This window comes from Arthrobacter ramosus, assembly GCF_039535095.1.
Lineage (GTDB): Bacteria > Actinomycetota > Actinomycetes > Actinomycetales > Micrococcaceae > Arthrobacter > Arthrobacter ramosus.
Map to the genome: position 1 here is coordinate 1 of NZ_BAAAWN010000001.1, position 12848 is coordinate 12848.

Annotated in this window: 13 protein-coding genes, 1 rRNA gene and 1 pseudogene; 9 read left to right on the plus strand and 6 right to left on the minus strand. The window is 62.1% G+C overall.

From position 1 onward, the window contains the following. Window positions 1-882, plus strand: a pseudogene (locus tag ABD742_RS00005) (SbcC/MukB-like Walker B domain-containing protein); the annotation flags it as partial. An 82-nt stretch (window positions 883-964) separates the two neighbouring features. Here ABD742_RS00005 and ABD742_RS00010 read toward each other — a convergent pair. Beyond that, window positions 965-1459, minus strand: a complete 495-nt coding sequence (locus ABD742_RS00010) for an FBP domain-containing protein (protein WP_234754491.1) — start codon at window positions 1457-1459, stop codon at window positions 965-967. A 523-nt stretch (window positions 1460-1982) separates the two neighbouring features. Between ABD742_RS00010 and ABD742_RS00015 the strand changes: the two genes are divergently transcribed. Next, complete coding sequence (locus tag ABD742_RS00015; protein WP_234754493.1) at window positions 1983-2879, plus strand: SGNH/GDSL hydrolase family protein; 897 nt, start codon at window positions 1983-1985, stop codon at window positions 2877-2879. A gap of 2 nt (window positions 2880-2881) precedes the next feature. Then, window positions 2882-3742: an SGNH/GDSL hydrolase family protein gene (locus ABD742_RS00020; RefSeq protein WP_234754495.1), complete on the plus strand. Its 861-nt coding sequence runs from the start codon at window positions 2882-2884 to the stop codon at window positions 3740-3742. Between the two features lie 21 nt (window positions 3743-3763). On the opposite strand, the gene ABD742_RS00025 is transcribed toward ABD742_RS00020, so the two are convergent. Together ABD742_RS00025 and ABD742_RS00030 are read right to left on the minus strand one after the other, a co-directional pair. Beyond that, on the minus strand, window positions 3764-4048 hold the full coding sequence (locus ABD742_RS00025; RefSeq protein ID WP_234754497.1) for a YciI family protein: 285 nt from the start codon (window positions 4046-4048) through the stop codon (window positions 3764-3766). Window positions 4049-4106: 58 nt separating this feature from the next. Continuing rightward, a complete protein-coding gene (locus tag ABD742_RS00030) occupies window positions 4107-4739 on the minus strand; it encodes an NADPH-dependent F420 reductase (RefSeq protein ID WP_234754499.1) in 633 nt (210 codons plus the stop codon). A 121-nt stretch (window positions 4740-4860) separates the two neighbouring features. Here ABD742_RS00030 and ABD742_RS00035 point away from each other — a divergent pair, with 121 nt between their 5' ends. Beyond that, entirely contained in the window at window positions 4861-5340 is a 480-nt protein-coding gene (locus tag ABD742_RS00035) for a MarR family winged helix-turn-helix transcriptional regulator (RefSeq protein WP_234754501.1), read from the plus strand. 99 nt (window positions 5341-5439) lie between these two features. Further along, complete coding sequence (locus ABD742_RS00040; protein ID WP_234754503.1) at window positions 5440-6201, plus strand: SGNH/GDSL hydrolase family protein; 762 nt, start codon at window positions 5440-5442, stop codon at window positions 6199-6201. On the opposite strand, the gene ABD742_RS00045 is transcribed toward ABD742_RS00040, so the two are convergent. The 3 genes from ABD742_RS00045 to ABD742_RS00055 form a co-directional block, all read right to left on the minus strand. Beyond that, complete coding sequence (locus tag ABD742_RS00045) at window positions 6198-7064, minus strand: FAD:protein FMN transferase (protein ID WP_308193904.1); 867 nt, start codon at window positions 7062-7064, stop codon at window positions 6198-6200. The two genes, ABD742_RS00040 and ABD742_RS00045, sit on opposite strands and share 4 nt — an antisense overlap. Next, window positions 7048-7608 (minus strand): FMN-binding protein, encoded by a 561-nt coding sequence (locus ABD742_RS00050; protein WP_234754505.1) that lies wholly within the window; start codon window positions 7606-7608, stop codon window positions 7048-7050. Before ABD742_RS00050 ends, ABD742_RS00045 begins: the two co-directional genes overlap by 17 nt. Window positions 7609-7672: 64 nt before the next feature. Next, on the minus strand, window positions 7673-9073 hold the full coding sequence (locus ABD742_RS00055; protein ID WP_344786808.1) for a ferredoxin reductase family protein: 1401 nt from the start codon (window positions 9071-9073) through the stop codon (window positions 7673-7675). 429 nt (window positions 9074-9502) lie between these two features. On the opposite strand from ABD742_RS00055, the gene rpmB reads away from it, so the two are divergent. The 4 genes from rpmB to ABD742_RS00075 all read left to right on the plus strand — a co-directional run bounded on the left by rpmB (window position 9503) and on the right by ABD742_RS00075 (window position 12405). Then, complete coding sequence (gene rpmB / locus ABD742_RS00060) at window positions 9503-9739, plus strand: 50S ribosomal protein L28 (RefSeq protein WP_078107326.1); 237 nt, start codon at window positions 9503-9505, stop codon at window positions 9737-9739. Beyond that, window positions 9739-9906 (plus strand): 50S ribosomal protein L33, encoded by a 168-nt coding sequence (gene rpmG, locus ABD742_RS00065; RefSeq protein ID WP_003798558.1) that lies wholly within the window; start codon window positions 9739-9741, stop codon window positions 9904-9906. Before rpmB ends, rpmG begins: the two co-directional genes overlap by 1 nt. Before the next feature lie 2 nt (window positions 9907-9908). Continuing rightward, window positions 9909-10214 carry a 30S ribosomal protein S14 gene (rpsN, locus tag ABD742_RS00070; RefSeq protein ID WP_234754509.1) on the plus strand — a complete coding sequence of 102 codons (306 nt, stop codon included), beginning with the start codon at window positions 9909-9911 and terminating at the stop codon, window positions 10212-10214. Window positions 10215-10883: 669 nt separating this feature from the next. Then, window positions 10884-12405 (plus strand): 16S ribosomal RNA (locus tag ABD742_RS00075). Window positions 12406-12848: the final 443 nt, after the last annotated feature.

The following is a 12848-nucleotide window of genomic DNA, read 5'->3' on the forward strand; positions in this document are numbered from 1 at the left end:
GCCCGCCCAGGAAGCCGAATTCCGGCAGTTCTTCAACCAGCGCACGCACGAATCGTTCAGCACGCTGCTCCACCTGCTCGACGAGGAACGCCGAGCCATCACGAGCCGCATCCTGCCTCTCAACGGCATCCTGTCCGAGGTCAATTTCCATGAGGGCAGTTTCCTGGAACTCGACATCAAGCAGACGCTGCCCGCCACCGCGAAGCAGTTCAAGGACGCGATCCACAACGCGTTGAAGACGCGTCACTCGAGGCCTTCCCGCGCGGCTGGCGCAGCTTCGGGTGCCGGGGCCTCGCCCGAGCCGGACGACGACGTCGAACTCACCAACCGCTACAAGTCGCTCGAAACCCTGGTCAAGCGGCTCGGTTCGCAGACCCCCGAGGACCGGCGGTGGCGAGCCGAGGTGCTGGATGTCCGCGGACATCTGTTCATCCTGTGCAAGGAGCACCGTTCCGTCCAAGGCCCGAGGGGTGGCAAGAAGACCGAGGTGTACATGCACGCTGACACCGGCTCGATGTCCGGCGGCGAGCGGCAGCGATTCACGGCGTTCATCATGGCAGCGGCCCTGAGCTACCAGTTGGGTATCGCCGAGCAGGGGTTCACGACCTACGGAACGGTGATGATGGACGAGGCGTTCGTCCTGGCCTCGGAGGAGTTCGCCGGTGCAGGCATCAAGGCCCTGCACGAGTTTGGCTTCCAGTTGTTGCTGGCCGCGCCCGAAAACGTCATCGACCTCTCCAGGCACCTTGGTTCGGTCACGGAAATCCTGCGCGACAAACGGACCAACCGCTCCGGCGTGCTCACGGCTCCAGTCATCGGCGCCCGGGCGTGCCTGGCGAATGGCGTTCCGAAGCCAACCCCGTGGACATCGTGCTCCGCTAGCCCCGACGCTCGCTCACTTATGTGGCACTTTCGGCGGACGCCCGCTCACTAAAAGTGAGCGGGCGTTTGCCGCCGCGGGCGGCTACTTTCCTTGGACCCGCCCCAGGAACTGGGCGGTCCGGGACTGCAGTCCGGCGATTTGGCGAACGACGACGGCGGCCGGGTCCGGATTGATCTCATTCGCCGGGGGCTCCTTGCGGACGTTGGCGCAGCAGCCGAATTCTGCGCAGATCAACGTCCCCACGGTGTTGCCGTCGCGACCCGATTGGCCTGCGCGCTTGGCAACCCAAAGATAGACATCGTCCTTGGAAAACACGTCGCGGCACAGCTCGCAAAGGACCGAGCGCTTCTTGCCGGAGCCTCCCTCGGGCGCACGCAGCATGATGCCAGTGAGCGAACCATCGTTCGGGAGGACGAGGTAGCCTCGCATCGGCATCTTTTCGTCGCGCCAGCCTAGGAATTCGAGCTTGTCCCAGTCGAGGGAATGGAAGTCCTTCGGGAGGTTGAGTTTGGAGGCCTCCGAGCGGCTCGCATTGATGAATGAGGAACGGATTTGTTGAGCGGTGATTTTCTGCACGGCGAAGTTCTTTCAGATCGTTTGGGCTCCGAAGAGGAAGGACGCTGGCGTCCGGCGATCAGGGGCACAGCAAAGGAACCCTTCGTGTGCTTCCCGTGCGGGGCGGTGGTGGGGTTAGTTCCCCTGGCCGCCGAGCGGGATGGCCGACGCAGAGGGGGATGCAAAGTAGGCCAACACGGCCACCTCGCCAACCATGGCAGCGCCAACGTGTGCAGTGCGCATGCTCATCCTCTCGATCTTCGCCGCTTTCGCGGCCCTGGCGCGGTTCGTTGAATCAACCGGCTCTGTCATCTTTGCAAACGGCGTCCTCGCTGTCCAAAAATCCCGTGCGTTGAAGTCCCTGCAGCACCGAAGCTCGAAGCTCGCTAAAAGTCGGAACGCCCGTTCAGATCATCTGAGCGGGCGTTTGGCCGAAAGGCACCATATGTGAGCGGGCGTTTGGCCAAAATGCCCCATAAGTGAGCGGGCGTCGAATTAACCTGGGCTTTGCCGGCGGGCAACCGGGTGGGGCTAGGCTGGCGTGGTGGCTGGGAACGTGCTTCATGCTGACCAGAACGGACGACGGCGGTTTGTTGCCTTGGGCGATTCCTTCACCGAGGGCGTGGGGGACCGGAACGAGGCCCTACCGAACGGCGTCCGGGGCTGGGCCGACCGCGTCGCCGAGAAACTGGCCAAGGCCGAACCTGGCTGGGAGTATGCCAATCTTGCCGTGCGGAGCAAACGGCTCCGCCATATCGTCGAGGAACAATTGGACCGGGCCCTGGCCATGGAACCCACGCTCATCACCCTCTACGCCGGCGGAAACGACATCCTGGATTTCGGCACGGACATGGACCTCCTCATGGCCGAGTACGAAAGGCTCGTGGCCCGCCTCGCAGCCACGGGAGCTACGTTGGTCTTGTTCACGGGGTATGACGTCAAGGTCTCGGCCGTGCTGGAACCCTTCAAGAAGCGGAACGCCCTTTACAACGAACGCGTCCGCGAACTGGCCGCGAAATACGGGGCCGTGCTCGTGGACTATTGGTGTCTAGACGCCTACCACGACCGCCGGATGTGGGCCTCGGACCGCCTCCATATGTCCAAAGCCGGACACAAATACATGGCGTCGCAGGTCCTGGATCACCTCGGCGTACCGCACAAGTTCTCGCCCAAGGACTGGGAACCGCCGCAGCGGTTCAAGCTGCGCGACTGGGAACGTCGCCAGCGCCGCTGGGTGAACGACTGGGTCCTGCCTTTGTTCGGCCGGAAGCTTCGCGGCGTCACGCTCGGGGACAGCCTGCGCCCCCGATGGCCGGAGCTCGTGAAGGTGCCGCGGAAAGCCGGGCTGCGAAAACTCGCGGAACGCCAAGCCGCGGGGTCGGGCGCCGCCGGTACTGGAAGCAAGGCACAAGGACAAGCTCAAAACAACGGGGGGACATGACCATGGGCATGCATACACCGCTGCGATTCGTCGCGGTCGGAGATTCCTTCACCGAAGGCGTCGGCGACACCGACCTTCGCCTTCCCAACGATTGCCGCGGCTGGGCCGACCGTGTGGCCGAGGAACTGGCCAGGCATCGGCCGCGGACGCAGTACGCCAATCTGGCCCTCCGCGGCCGTCGGCTCAGGCAGATCGTGGTTGGACAACTTGAGCCGGCGCTCGCGATGGCTCCCACTCTGGTCAGTTTCCACGCCGGAGGCAACGATCTCCTCGGCGCACGACTGGACATGCGCACACTGGTCCGTGGATTCGAGGACGCCGTTGCCCGGATCGTGCAAACTGGTGCCCAAGTCCTGCTGTTCACTGAGTACAACGTGCCGCTCTCGCCGGTGTTGGAGCCGCTCAAGCTGCGCACGGCCGTTTTCAACAAGCACATCCGCCGCATTTCCGCAGCCTACGGAACACTTCTGGTGGACCATTGGTGCTTCGAAAAGTACCAGGACCGCCGGATGTGGGCTCCGGACCGGCTGCACATGTCCGGCATCGGACACGAATACATGGCGAAGAAGGTCTTGGAGGTGTTGGGCGCCGCGCACTCGCTGGGCTCACCGGTGCTTGGAGCCCTGCAACCGCGGAGCCGCGCCGAGATCATGGCCGACAACGCCGCGTGGCTCAGGCGCGATGTGGCACCCTGGCTTTCGCGTCGTTTCAGGGGAGTTTCGAGCGGCGATCACTTGAGCGCACGCTGGCCGGTGGTCTTGCCAGCGTCACGCCTGACAACTTTTTGGGATGGACGGGCATCGCAGCAGCCGAATTTCCGGGGTTCTCGCCGAGGCGAGGCGCCAAAAATGTGCTCTGCGTGACGCCCAGGACCCGCAATGAGGCTAGTCCAGCAGGTTTTCGAAACCCGTGGATGCCGTGGTGACCGTGAATTCGATGATCTCGAAGTCGGCCACTCCGTTGACGTAGAACGGATCCGTGGCCAGGGAAGCGTCCAGTGTTGCACGATCGACGTTGGACAACAGCACGCCCCCGATGGCTGGAACGCGACGTCCGGACGCAACGAAAGTGCCGGCGTCGAACGCTTCTTTGACCCAATCCATGTGTGCAGGGCGGTGGAAATCGACGATCTCGTCGGGAACTTTGTATGTCAGCGAAACGACGAACATGCCGCCCAGCCTACAACGCGGAGGACGGCCAACGGGCCGCCCTCCGAAACCGCAAGCGTTACGGCAGGAGCTTGATTGCGGAGTTCCAGTTGTAGTCGGGGTGGGCTTCGCTGATCTGCAGGGTCATGACGAGCAGTTGGAAGGCTTCGAGCTCACGCGAGCGGCGCAGCGGCCCGACGTTCACCGGGCGCAGCCCGGCGCCTTTGACGAAGTCGACGACGGCGGCAGTCGCCTCGGCATCGTCGCCCGCCACCAGCACGTCGAGGGTCTGGCCGTCCACTTCGCCGTCACCGAGAGTGGCTGCGAAGACGGTGTTGAACGCCTTGACCACCGACGCGCCCGGGACCAGGGCCTGGAGTTCTTCGGCTGCCGAGGTTCCGGCGGGGACGGTGAGGGAATCGAAGGTCTCGAAGTTCACGGGGTTGGAGATGTCCACGATCGTCTTGCCGTTGAGCGCTGAGCCATAGGAAGAAAGGACTGTTTTGGAGGCTTCGAACGGAGTGGCCAGCACCACGACGCTGCCTTCCACCGGGGATCCCGTGATGCCTGAGGTTCCGTTGACCGTCGCCGCAAGCGCAGCTGCGGAGCCTGCGTCGCGGCTGAGGACCTGGATGCTCTTGCCTGCCACGGCCGCGCGGGCCGCAATGCCGGACGCCATGTTGCCGGTGCCGATGATGGTGATGTCAGTCATTGTTGTTTCCTTTGCTTGAGTGCTCATGTTTGATTCACATTCATTTACTTGAAGCTTCAACTAAAATAATAATGACCTTAAGTTGAAGTGTCAAGCATTGATTTCCTTCTAAGATGAACCCATGACCGAACCGCGCTGGCTCAACGCCGACGAACGCCGTGCCTGGCTGGCCCTCCTCAGTATCAACACACTGCTGCCAGCAGCTCTGGACACCCAACTGCAAGCGGCCGGCAAATTGTCGCTGTTCGACTACAACGTGCTCGCCATGTTGTCCGAAGCGGAGGGGCGGTTCCTGCCGATGAGTGAGCTTGCCGCCCGCACCAGCGCTTCCTTGTCGAGGCTGTCGCACGTCGTCACCAAGCTGCAGAGACGCGGCTGGGTGGAGCGCGAGGCCCATCCGGGCGATGCCCGTGTCACTGTGGCGCACCTGACGGAGGCCGGCATGGACACCATCGTGTCCCTCGCCCCGGGGCATGTGGATGCCGTTCGCGCCTTGATGTTGGACGCCATGACCGACGACGACGTTGCGGACCTCGCGCGGATCGGCGAGAAGATCGTGGCCCGGTTGGACGACGATCACTGGATCCTGCGCGAACGCTAAGCCGCGGCCGGCTACGAGCACGGCCGCGGCGACAGCCGTGCCGCTGCGTAGTCGGCGCCGCGCGTGACGGCCGCCCCGCACTGATGAAAGACTGACGCCATGGATTTTTCTGCCCGGTATGTGGCATTGGGTGACTCGTTCACCGAAGGACTTGGCGACGCCGACCCCTCGCGCCCCAACGGAGTGAGGGGATGGGCGGATCTCGTTGCCCATCAACTGGCTCAAAGCAACGACAACTTCGGTTACGCCAATCTGGCCATCCGCGGCAAGAAGCTCCGTCAAGTCATGGCAGAGCAGGTCGATGCCGCCGTCGCGCTTCAACCGACGCTGGTAACCCTGTACGCGGGAGCGAATGACATCTTCCGCCCCAAAGTCGATATCGACAGGCTCATGGCGGAATACGAAGCCGGCATTGAGAAACTAAGCGCCACCGGAGCCACGTTGCTTCTCTTTACGGGTTTCGACGCCCGCAGCTCCAAGGTTTTCGGGACCATGCGCGGACGCACCGCGATCTACAACGAATTGTTGCGGGAAATCGCCGAAAACCACGGTGCGCTGCTGGTGGACTATTGGCGCTTCAGCGAATACCACGACTGGCACATGTGGGCGCAGGACCGGATGCACATGTCCACTGCTGGTCATATCAACATGGCCAACCGGGTCCTGGCCGTCCTGGAGCACGAAGGTTCCCTTGAGGTCCCGCCGCCCGTCACACAACCGCAGCTTGCGCGGGTGGAAGCTTTGTGGGCCAACGCGCGTTGGGCCCGTGAACACGCCGCCCCGTGGGTCGTCCGCCGCGTTACGGGCAAGTCTTCAGGTGACAACCTCAGCCCGAAGTACCCCCAGCTCACCCGGCCCTAACTGTTCCGAGGAGCGAGGTTCCGGAAGCCCTGCGTGGCGAGCAGTCCGCCGTCGTTCTTCACAGCGAGTACGTCCACATCCCAGTGGGAGGTCGCCAGCTCGAGGGTCCGGGCGCCGCCGGCCATGATGGCGGTGGCCAGGACATCAGCCGTGATGATGTCGGCCGCTGCCACCGAAACCTGGCGGAACCCTTCATCCCGGGCGGCTGGGAGGCCCGCAGACCAAATGTGGTGGCCGCGTTCGCCGGTCCCGGAGGTCGCCAGCGCGTGCTTTCCCCTGTTGCCAAAGCTGTGCCCGACCAGCGGAAACGCGGTCAGGAGCGTCGTCCGGTCCTCCGGATCAACGATCCCCGCCAGCCACGGCCGCGTACCGCCCGGCGTCGGCGAACCGTCCACGAGGACGTCCCCGCCCGCATTGAGGCACCAATCCTTCAAGCCCAGCGCGAGCAGTGACGTTCCGGCTTCCCGTATGGCATGTGCCTTGACGATCCCCGCCAAGTCCACGACACCGTCGGGCCGCTCCGCCGTGAACGCACCTTCCGTGAGGGTGCGCCATTCTGCCGCCTCGACATACAGCCGGCGCATGTCCGCCGAGGCATTCATCAGGGTCAGCTCGCCCCGCGCCATCGCGATCGCCTCCGAGTCGGGACGGTAGAGACTGAACGTCCGGTCCAGCCTGTTGAACAACTGCTCGACGACGGCGGTGGCCGCCTCGAGTTCTTCCACCGCAGCTTGGGGAGCGGTCCCTGGAGCAGCTGGGATGGCGAGGCTCACCACAGTGCCCATGCTGGTGAACGTCCGGGAACGAAGGCGGGGCTCCGCACTGCCCTGTCCGGGCCCGTTGGGCTTAGAAATGGGCTGCATCGAGAGCCGCCTGGAGCGATGTCAAATAGGCCTCGCTGGTAAAGGTGGCCCCGCCGATGGTCTGCACGTTCGCCGACTGGGCGCTCAGCACCTCGGATCGTAGAAGGGGTGCTGCCCTGGCGCTGATCTGGACGGATCGTTGCTCTTGGTCAGTCAGATGCAGGGCTGTGACATCCGTGATCACTCCGGCCTTGATGGTCACCTGGACCTGCACTGTTCCGAAGCGGGTCTCCACTGCGGTTCCTGCGTAGGTGCCGCCCGCCTTGGCCGAAGCTCCCAGGGTGGAACTGGAACTGGAGCCCGTGCTGGAACTCGAGCCGGCTCCGGTTCCCGAGGACGATCCGGAAGCGCTGCTCCCGGTGGTTCCCTTCGCCGTCGAGCCCGTACCTGAGGCCGTCCCGCCGGCGGTTCCGGCTGTGTTTCCGGCTGCGGAGGTCGTGACCGCCGATGCGTTCGATTCCGTCACCTGCGCGCCCGCCTGCCAACCGACCAGGAGGATGGCCGCCGACGCTAGCGCTGCTGAAATTCCTGCCCTGAGTCTCACCAGTCAAACCTTTCGTAGTGGAGTTGTTCCTCCCGCACGCCGGACGCTTTTGCCTCAGCCAGCACTAGGCGGGCCAAGCTGACGGGCCGCAGATGTAGACATCCGCGTCGGTGATGTCCGGTACGAAGTCCCGCAGCCGCGAGGTGCCGGCAGAAGCGGGCAGCCAGGCGCTTTGAGTATTCGCGGAGCGTGGGCCGGTCAGATGGAAGAGCGTGGCGCCCCGCTTCCGGCACAATTCCAGGATCTCGTCGCCTAGGAACAGCTCTTCCGTGCTGCTGCAGCGCAACAGCACGGTCGCCTGGCCGGGCGCGAACGGCGTCGATTCCAGGAGCGCACGGAGGGGGGTGATCCCGATTCCAGCCCCGATCATCACGACGTGTTCCCGGCTTCGGGCTGCTGTGCTGAAGACCCCGTACGGACCTTCGATGGCTACTTTCGTTCCCGGTTTGAGGGAGGCGAGGCGGGCCGATCCGGCCCCCAGATTCCGGACGGTGATCCGCAAGGTGGGCTGCCGCGATGATTTCCCGACCTGTGGTTCCGCCGACAGGCTGAACGGATGCGCTTGCCACCACATGCCGGGAGCGAGGAAGCGCCACACGAAGAACCGGCCGCCGTTTCCCGACAATTCGTTCAACCGCAGGCCGCTCATTTCGATGCTGAAGACGCCGGGCACAAGGGGCACCACCCGCCGCACGGTCAGCTGATGGCGGTAGGTGGCTATCACCGGCCGGGCAATACGGAACCAAGCCAGCGCCGAGCCTGTTCCGATGTAGAGCAACAGCCAGTACCAGCGCTGCCAAGTGCCTTCGGCGAACAAGCCGCCCACACTGAACTGGTGCGGAAGGGCTACTGCTACGGCCAAATACGTGAGCAGGTGGACGAAGTACCAGAATTCGTAGGGAAAGCGGTGCCGAACAGCCACAAGCGAGGTGACCACCACGGCAATGAACAGAGCCATGGATACGAACGCCAGCCACATATCGGGTACCAGGGTCCAGAGTGCGACGGCCTCGCTCACGGGGTTCAGTCCTTCGGCCATGCCGTAGCCGGTTGCCAGGAGAAGTCCGTGTGCCAGCAACAGGTAGAGCGCCGGTTTGCCTAGCTTCCGGTGGAACTCCAACGCCCTGTCATGCCCGACCGCTCCGTCCACGAACGGCAGGCGTGCCGCGAGGAGAAGCATCAGGAAGACCAGATCCATGCCGGCAAGCCCGGCCAGGATCCCGACGGCGGTGACCGCCTGGGTGAGGTTCCCGACGGACGACATCCCGCCGTCGGCGAGCCACAAAGCCAACGCCGCTGCGAGGGAAGCCCACAGCGCAACCGTGAGCATGTCCGTCCGGAACATGCGTCGGCGGTGCTGCGCAGCGAACCTTCCCCTGGTGGGATTGCGCCGCGCGGGCACTGGAGGCTGACCCGGGGACGTACCCACACGTTGGCCTGGGGAGGCGAGGAGTTGTGACTTCATGTCTCAAGATTGAACTCTCAACCTTTCGTTCTCCTGTGAAGGGCCTAGCCCCCTCTTATGAGTTGGGCGAGTTGGTTCTTATACACCCGATTGGTCTTAATTTCCCCCAGCCCCTAGACTTATTAGGCGCTAGGTGGCGCGGAGCGTGTGCAATTGCTCCGGTTGGCGGTGACTGTTGGTAACAACGGGATATCCGCGGGCCGGTAGTTAGGGGCTCAAGTTGCGTGCATTCCAGTATTCGCCCAGTATTCCGGCTTGTTGTCCGGACCCACTACCTTCGCCGCAGCGGTGATCATTGGCTGGTTTCAGTCGAGGGATCCAGCCTGCGGGAACTACCGAAAACGGTGTGGACTGGTTGCGGACGTCGCCTATTGCACGGGAAGCAGGAACTCTGCTGGCCGTTTCATTTTATTTTTTAGGAGAGTCGTCATGGCAGCAAACTGCCAGGTGACCGGAGCCGAGCCGGGCTTTGGACACAGCATTTCGCACTCGCACCGTCGCAACAAGCGTCGGTTCGACCCCAACATCCAGAAGAAGCGCTACTGGGTTCCGTCCCTGCGCCGTAATGTCACGCTGACCCTGTCGGCCAAGGGCATCAAGACCATCGACGTTCGCGGCATCGACGCAGTCGTCGCCGAAGTTCTGGCTCGTGGGGTGAAGCTCTAGTGGCAAAAGACAAGGACGTACGTCCGATCATCAAGCTGAAGTCGACTGCGGGAACCGGTTACACCTACGTAACCCGCAAGAACCGTCGTAACGACCCGGACCGTCTGGTCCTGAAGAAGTACGACCCCAAGATCCGCCAGCACGTCGAATTCCGAGAGGAGCGCTAAACATGGCTAAGAAGTCCAAGATTGCTCGCAACGAGCAGCGCAAGGTCATCGTTGAGCGTTACGCTGCCAAGCGTCTCGAACTGAAGAAGACCCTGGTTGACATCAACGCGACTGACGAAGCACGCGAAGAAGCTCGCCTCGGCCTGCAGAAGCTGCCCCGCAACGCCTCCCCGATCCGTCTGCGTAACCGCGACATCATCGACGGCCGCCCGCGCGGTACCTTCCAGAAGTTCGGTATCTCCCGTGTTCGCTTCCGCGACATGGCTCACCGTGGTGAGCTCCCGGGCATCACCAAGTCTTCCTGGTAATCCAGAAGCACTAGGAGGGCCGGCAACCGTTTGGTTGCCGGCCCTTCTTGCGTTTAAGGCGCCCGTTTCCGGGTTTTGATGCGGAGGGTCTCCGGCTTTGCGATTAAGTGGTGCAGCACACAGTGCCGAATTACGACGCCGGTGGCTTCTTTTTGCGCGCAACCGGCTGTTTTGTCCCGGATTACCGCGGTTCTTGGTCGCCTGAGGGGTGATTTGCGTGGGGTCTTGTGGGTGTGTAAAGTAGTTCGAGTCGCCGCCGCTGATGCGGAAAAATTGCGACAGACTCCCTTCCAAATGGAAACCAAATTCTTGGTTCGCTTTTGTGCGTTCCGGTGCGGTTTCCGGGGGTCTCGGATGGTGTTTTGTCCGGCGCGGTTCCCGGTTCGGGAGTTGTGCGGAGAGGGCGGGTCTGGTAAGTTTGGGAAGTTGCTCCGGAGCGATCCTGGACCCTGTTGTGGGTGTGGGTGGTGCCGGGTGTGTCTGTTGTTTGAGAACTCAATAGTGTGCCAAGTTTGTTGATACCGATTTGTTTTTATGAATTGGTTGTTTTGGCTGGTTCTGTGTCGCTTCGGTGGTGCGGGGCTGGTTTTTTACAGCTGGTTTCAAATTTTGTGCAGCTCTTCCGTCGTTATTTCCGGTGGTTGTGGTTGTGTCTGTTTTTGTTTTACTTCAACGGAGAGTTTGATCCTGGCTCAGGATGAACGCTGGCGGCGTGCTTAACACATGCAAGTCGAACGATGATCCGGTGCTTGCGCCGGGGATTAGTGGCGAACGGGTGAGTAACACGTGAGTAACCTGCCCTTGACTCTGGGATAAGCCTGGGAAACTGGGTCTAATACCGGATATGACTGCTCCGCGCATGCGGTGGTGGTGGAAAGCTTTTGCGGTTTTGGATGGACTCGCGGCCTATCAGCTTGTTGGTGGGGTAATGGCCTACCAAGGCGACGACGGGTAGCCGGCCTGAGAGGGTGACCGGCCACACTGGGACTGAGACACGGCCCAGACTCCTACGGGAGGCAGCAGTGGGGAATATTGCACAATGGGCGGAAGCCTGATGCAGCGACGCCGCGTGAGGGATGACGGCCTTCGGGTTGTAAACCTCTTTCAGTAGGGAAGAAGCGAAAGTGACGGTACCTGCAGAAGAAGCGCCGGCTAACTACGTGCCAGCAGCCGCGGTAATACGTAGGGCGCAAGCGTTATCCGGAATTATTGGGCGTAAAGAGCTCGTAGGCGGTTTGTCGCGTCTGCTGTGAAAGACCGGGGCTCAACTCCGGTTCTGCAGTGGGTACGGGCAGACTAGAGTGATGTAGGGGAGACTGGAATTCCTGGTGTAGCGGTGAAATGCGCAGATATCAGGAGGAACACCGATGGCGAAGGCAGGTCTCTGGGCATTAACTGACGCTGAGGAGCGAAAGCATGGGGAGCGAACAGGATTAGATACCCTGGTAGTCCATGCCGTAAACGTTGGGCACTAGGTGTGGGGGACATTCCACGTTTTCCGCGCCGTAGCTAACGCATTAAGTGCCCCGCCTGGGGAGTACGGCCGCAAGGCTAAAACTCAAAGGAATTGACGGGGGCCCGCACAAGCGGCGGAGCATGCGGATTAATTCGATGCAACGCGAAGAACCTTACCAAGGCTTGACATGAACCGGTAACGCCTGGAAACAGGTGCCCCGCTTGCGGTCGGTTTACAGGTGGTGCATGGTTGTCGTCAGCTCGTGTCGTGAGATGTTGGGTTAAGTCCCGCAACGAGCGCAACCCTCGTTCTATGTTGCCAGCGGTTCGGCCGGGGACTCATAGGAGACTGCCGGGGTCAACTCGGAGGAAGGTGGGGACGACGTCAAATCATCATGCCCCTTATGTCTTGGGCTTCACGCATGCTACAATGGCCGGTACAAAGGGTTGCGATACTGTGAGGTGGAGCTAATCCCAAAAAGCCGGTCTCAGTTCGGATTGGGGTCTGCAACTCGACCCCATGAAGTCGGAGTCGCTAGTAATCGCAGATCAGCAACGCTGCGGTGAATACGTTCCCGGGCCTTGTACACACCGCCCGTCAAGTCACGAAAGTTGGTAACACCCGAAGCCGGTGGCCTAACCCTTGTGGGGGGAGCCGTCGAAGGTGGGACCGGCGATTGGGACTAAGTCGTAACAAGGTAGCCGTACCGGAAGGTGCGGCTGGATCACCTCCTTTCTAAGGAGCACCATTATCATTCCCGTGGTTGCCGCATGGTGGCTGTGGGGGTGTGTGGAAGCAAAGCCCATTGCGCAGGCGTCTGTTCTGCGGTGGGTGCTCATGGGTGGAATATCAGCAGATAGCGGCCGGTTGGTTCTTTCCCCCCCTAGTACGGATGCTTTCGAGTGTCCTGGAACGGTGCGGGTGGGGGTGAGCCGGTTTTTCGTGTTTGGCACACTGTTGGGTCCTGAGGCAACAGGGCCGTGGCGTGGGGTGCGTGGCCTGTTTGGGTTTGCGTGTCTTTTGTCGCGGGTTTGGGTGTTTCTGGTTTCCTGGCTGCATGGTCCGTGCGTTGGTGGCCGTCCCTGTTTTTGGGGTGGTTGGTGCGGGGGTGTGGTACGGGGTTGTTGTTTGAGAACTACATAGTGGACGCGAGCATCTAGGCACGCGCATGGTCATTG

Coding starts and splice junctions, on each gene's coding strand:
- ABD742_RS00045 (WP_308193904.1), bottom strand. CDS start 7,064: ATGCAGCCCATTTCTAAGCCCAACGGGCCCGGACAGGGCAGTGCGGAG.
- ABD742_RS00040 (WP_234754503.1), top strand. CDS start 5,440: ATGGATTTTTCTGCCCGGTATGTGGCATTGGGTGACTCGTTCACCGAA.
- rpmB (WP_078107326.1), top strand. CDS start 9,503: ATGGCAGCAAACTGCCAGGTGACCGGAGCCGAGCCGGGCTTTGGACAC.
- ABD742_RS00025 (WP_234754497.1), bottom strand. CDS start 4,048: ATGTTCGTCGTTTCGCTGACATACAAAGTTCCCGACGAGATCGTCGAT.
- ABD742_RS00055 (WP_344786808.1), bottom strand. CDS start 9,073: ATGAAGTCACAACTCCTCGCCTCCCCAGGCCAACGTGTGGGTACGTCC.
- ABD742_RS00030 (WP_234754499.1), bottom strand. CDS start 4,739: ATGACTGACATCACCATCATCGGCACCGGCAACATGGCGTCCGGCATT.
- rpsN (WP_234754509.1), top strand. CDS start 9,909: ATGGCTAAGAAGTCCAAGATTGCTCGCAACGAGCAGCGCAAGGTCATC.
- ABD742_RS00035 (WP_234754501.1), top strand. CDS start 4,861: ATGACCGAACCGCGCTGGCTCAACGCCGACGAACGCCGTGCCTGGCTG.
- ABD742_RS00020 (WP_234754495.1), top strand. CDS start 2,882: ATGGGCATGCATACACCGCTGCGATTCGTCGCGGTCGGAGATTCCTTC.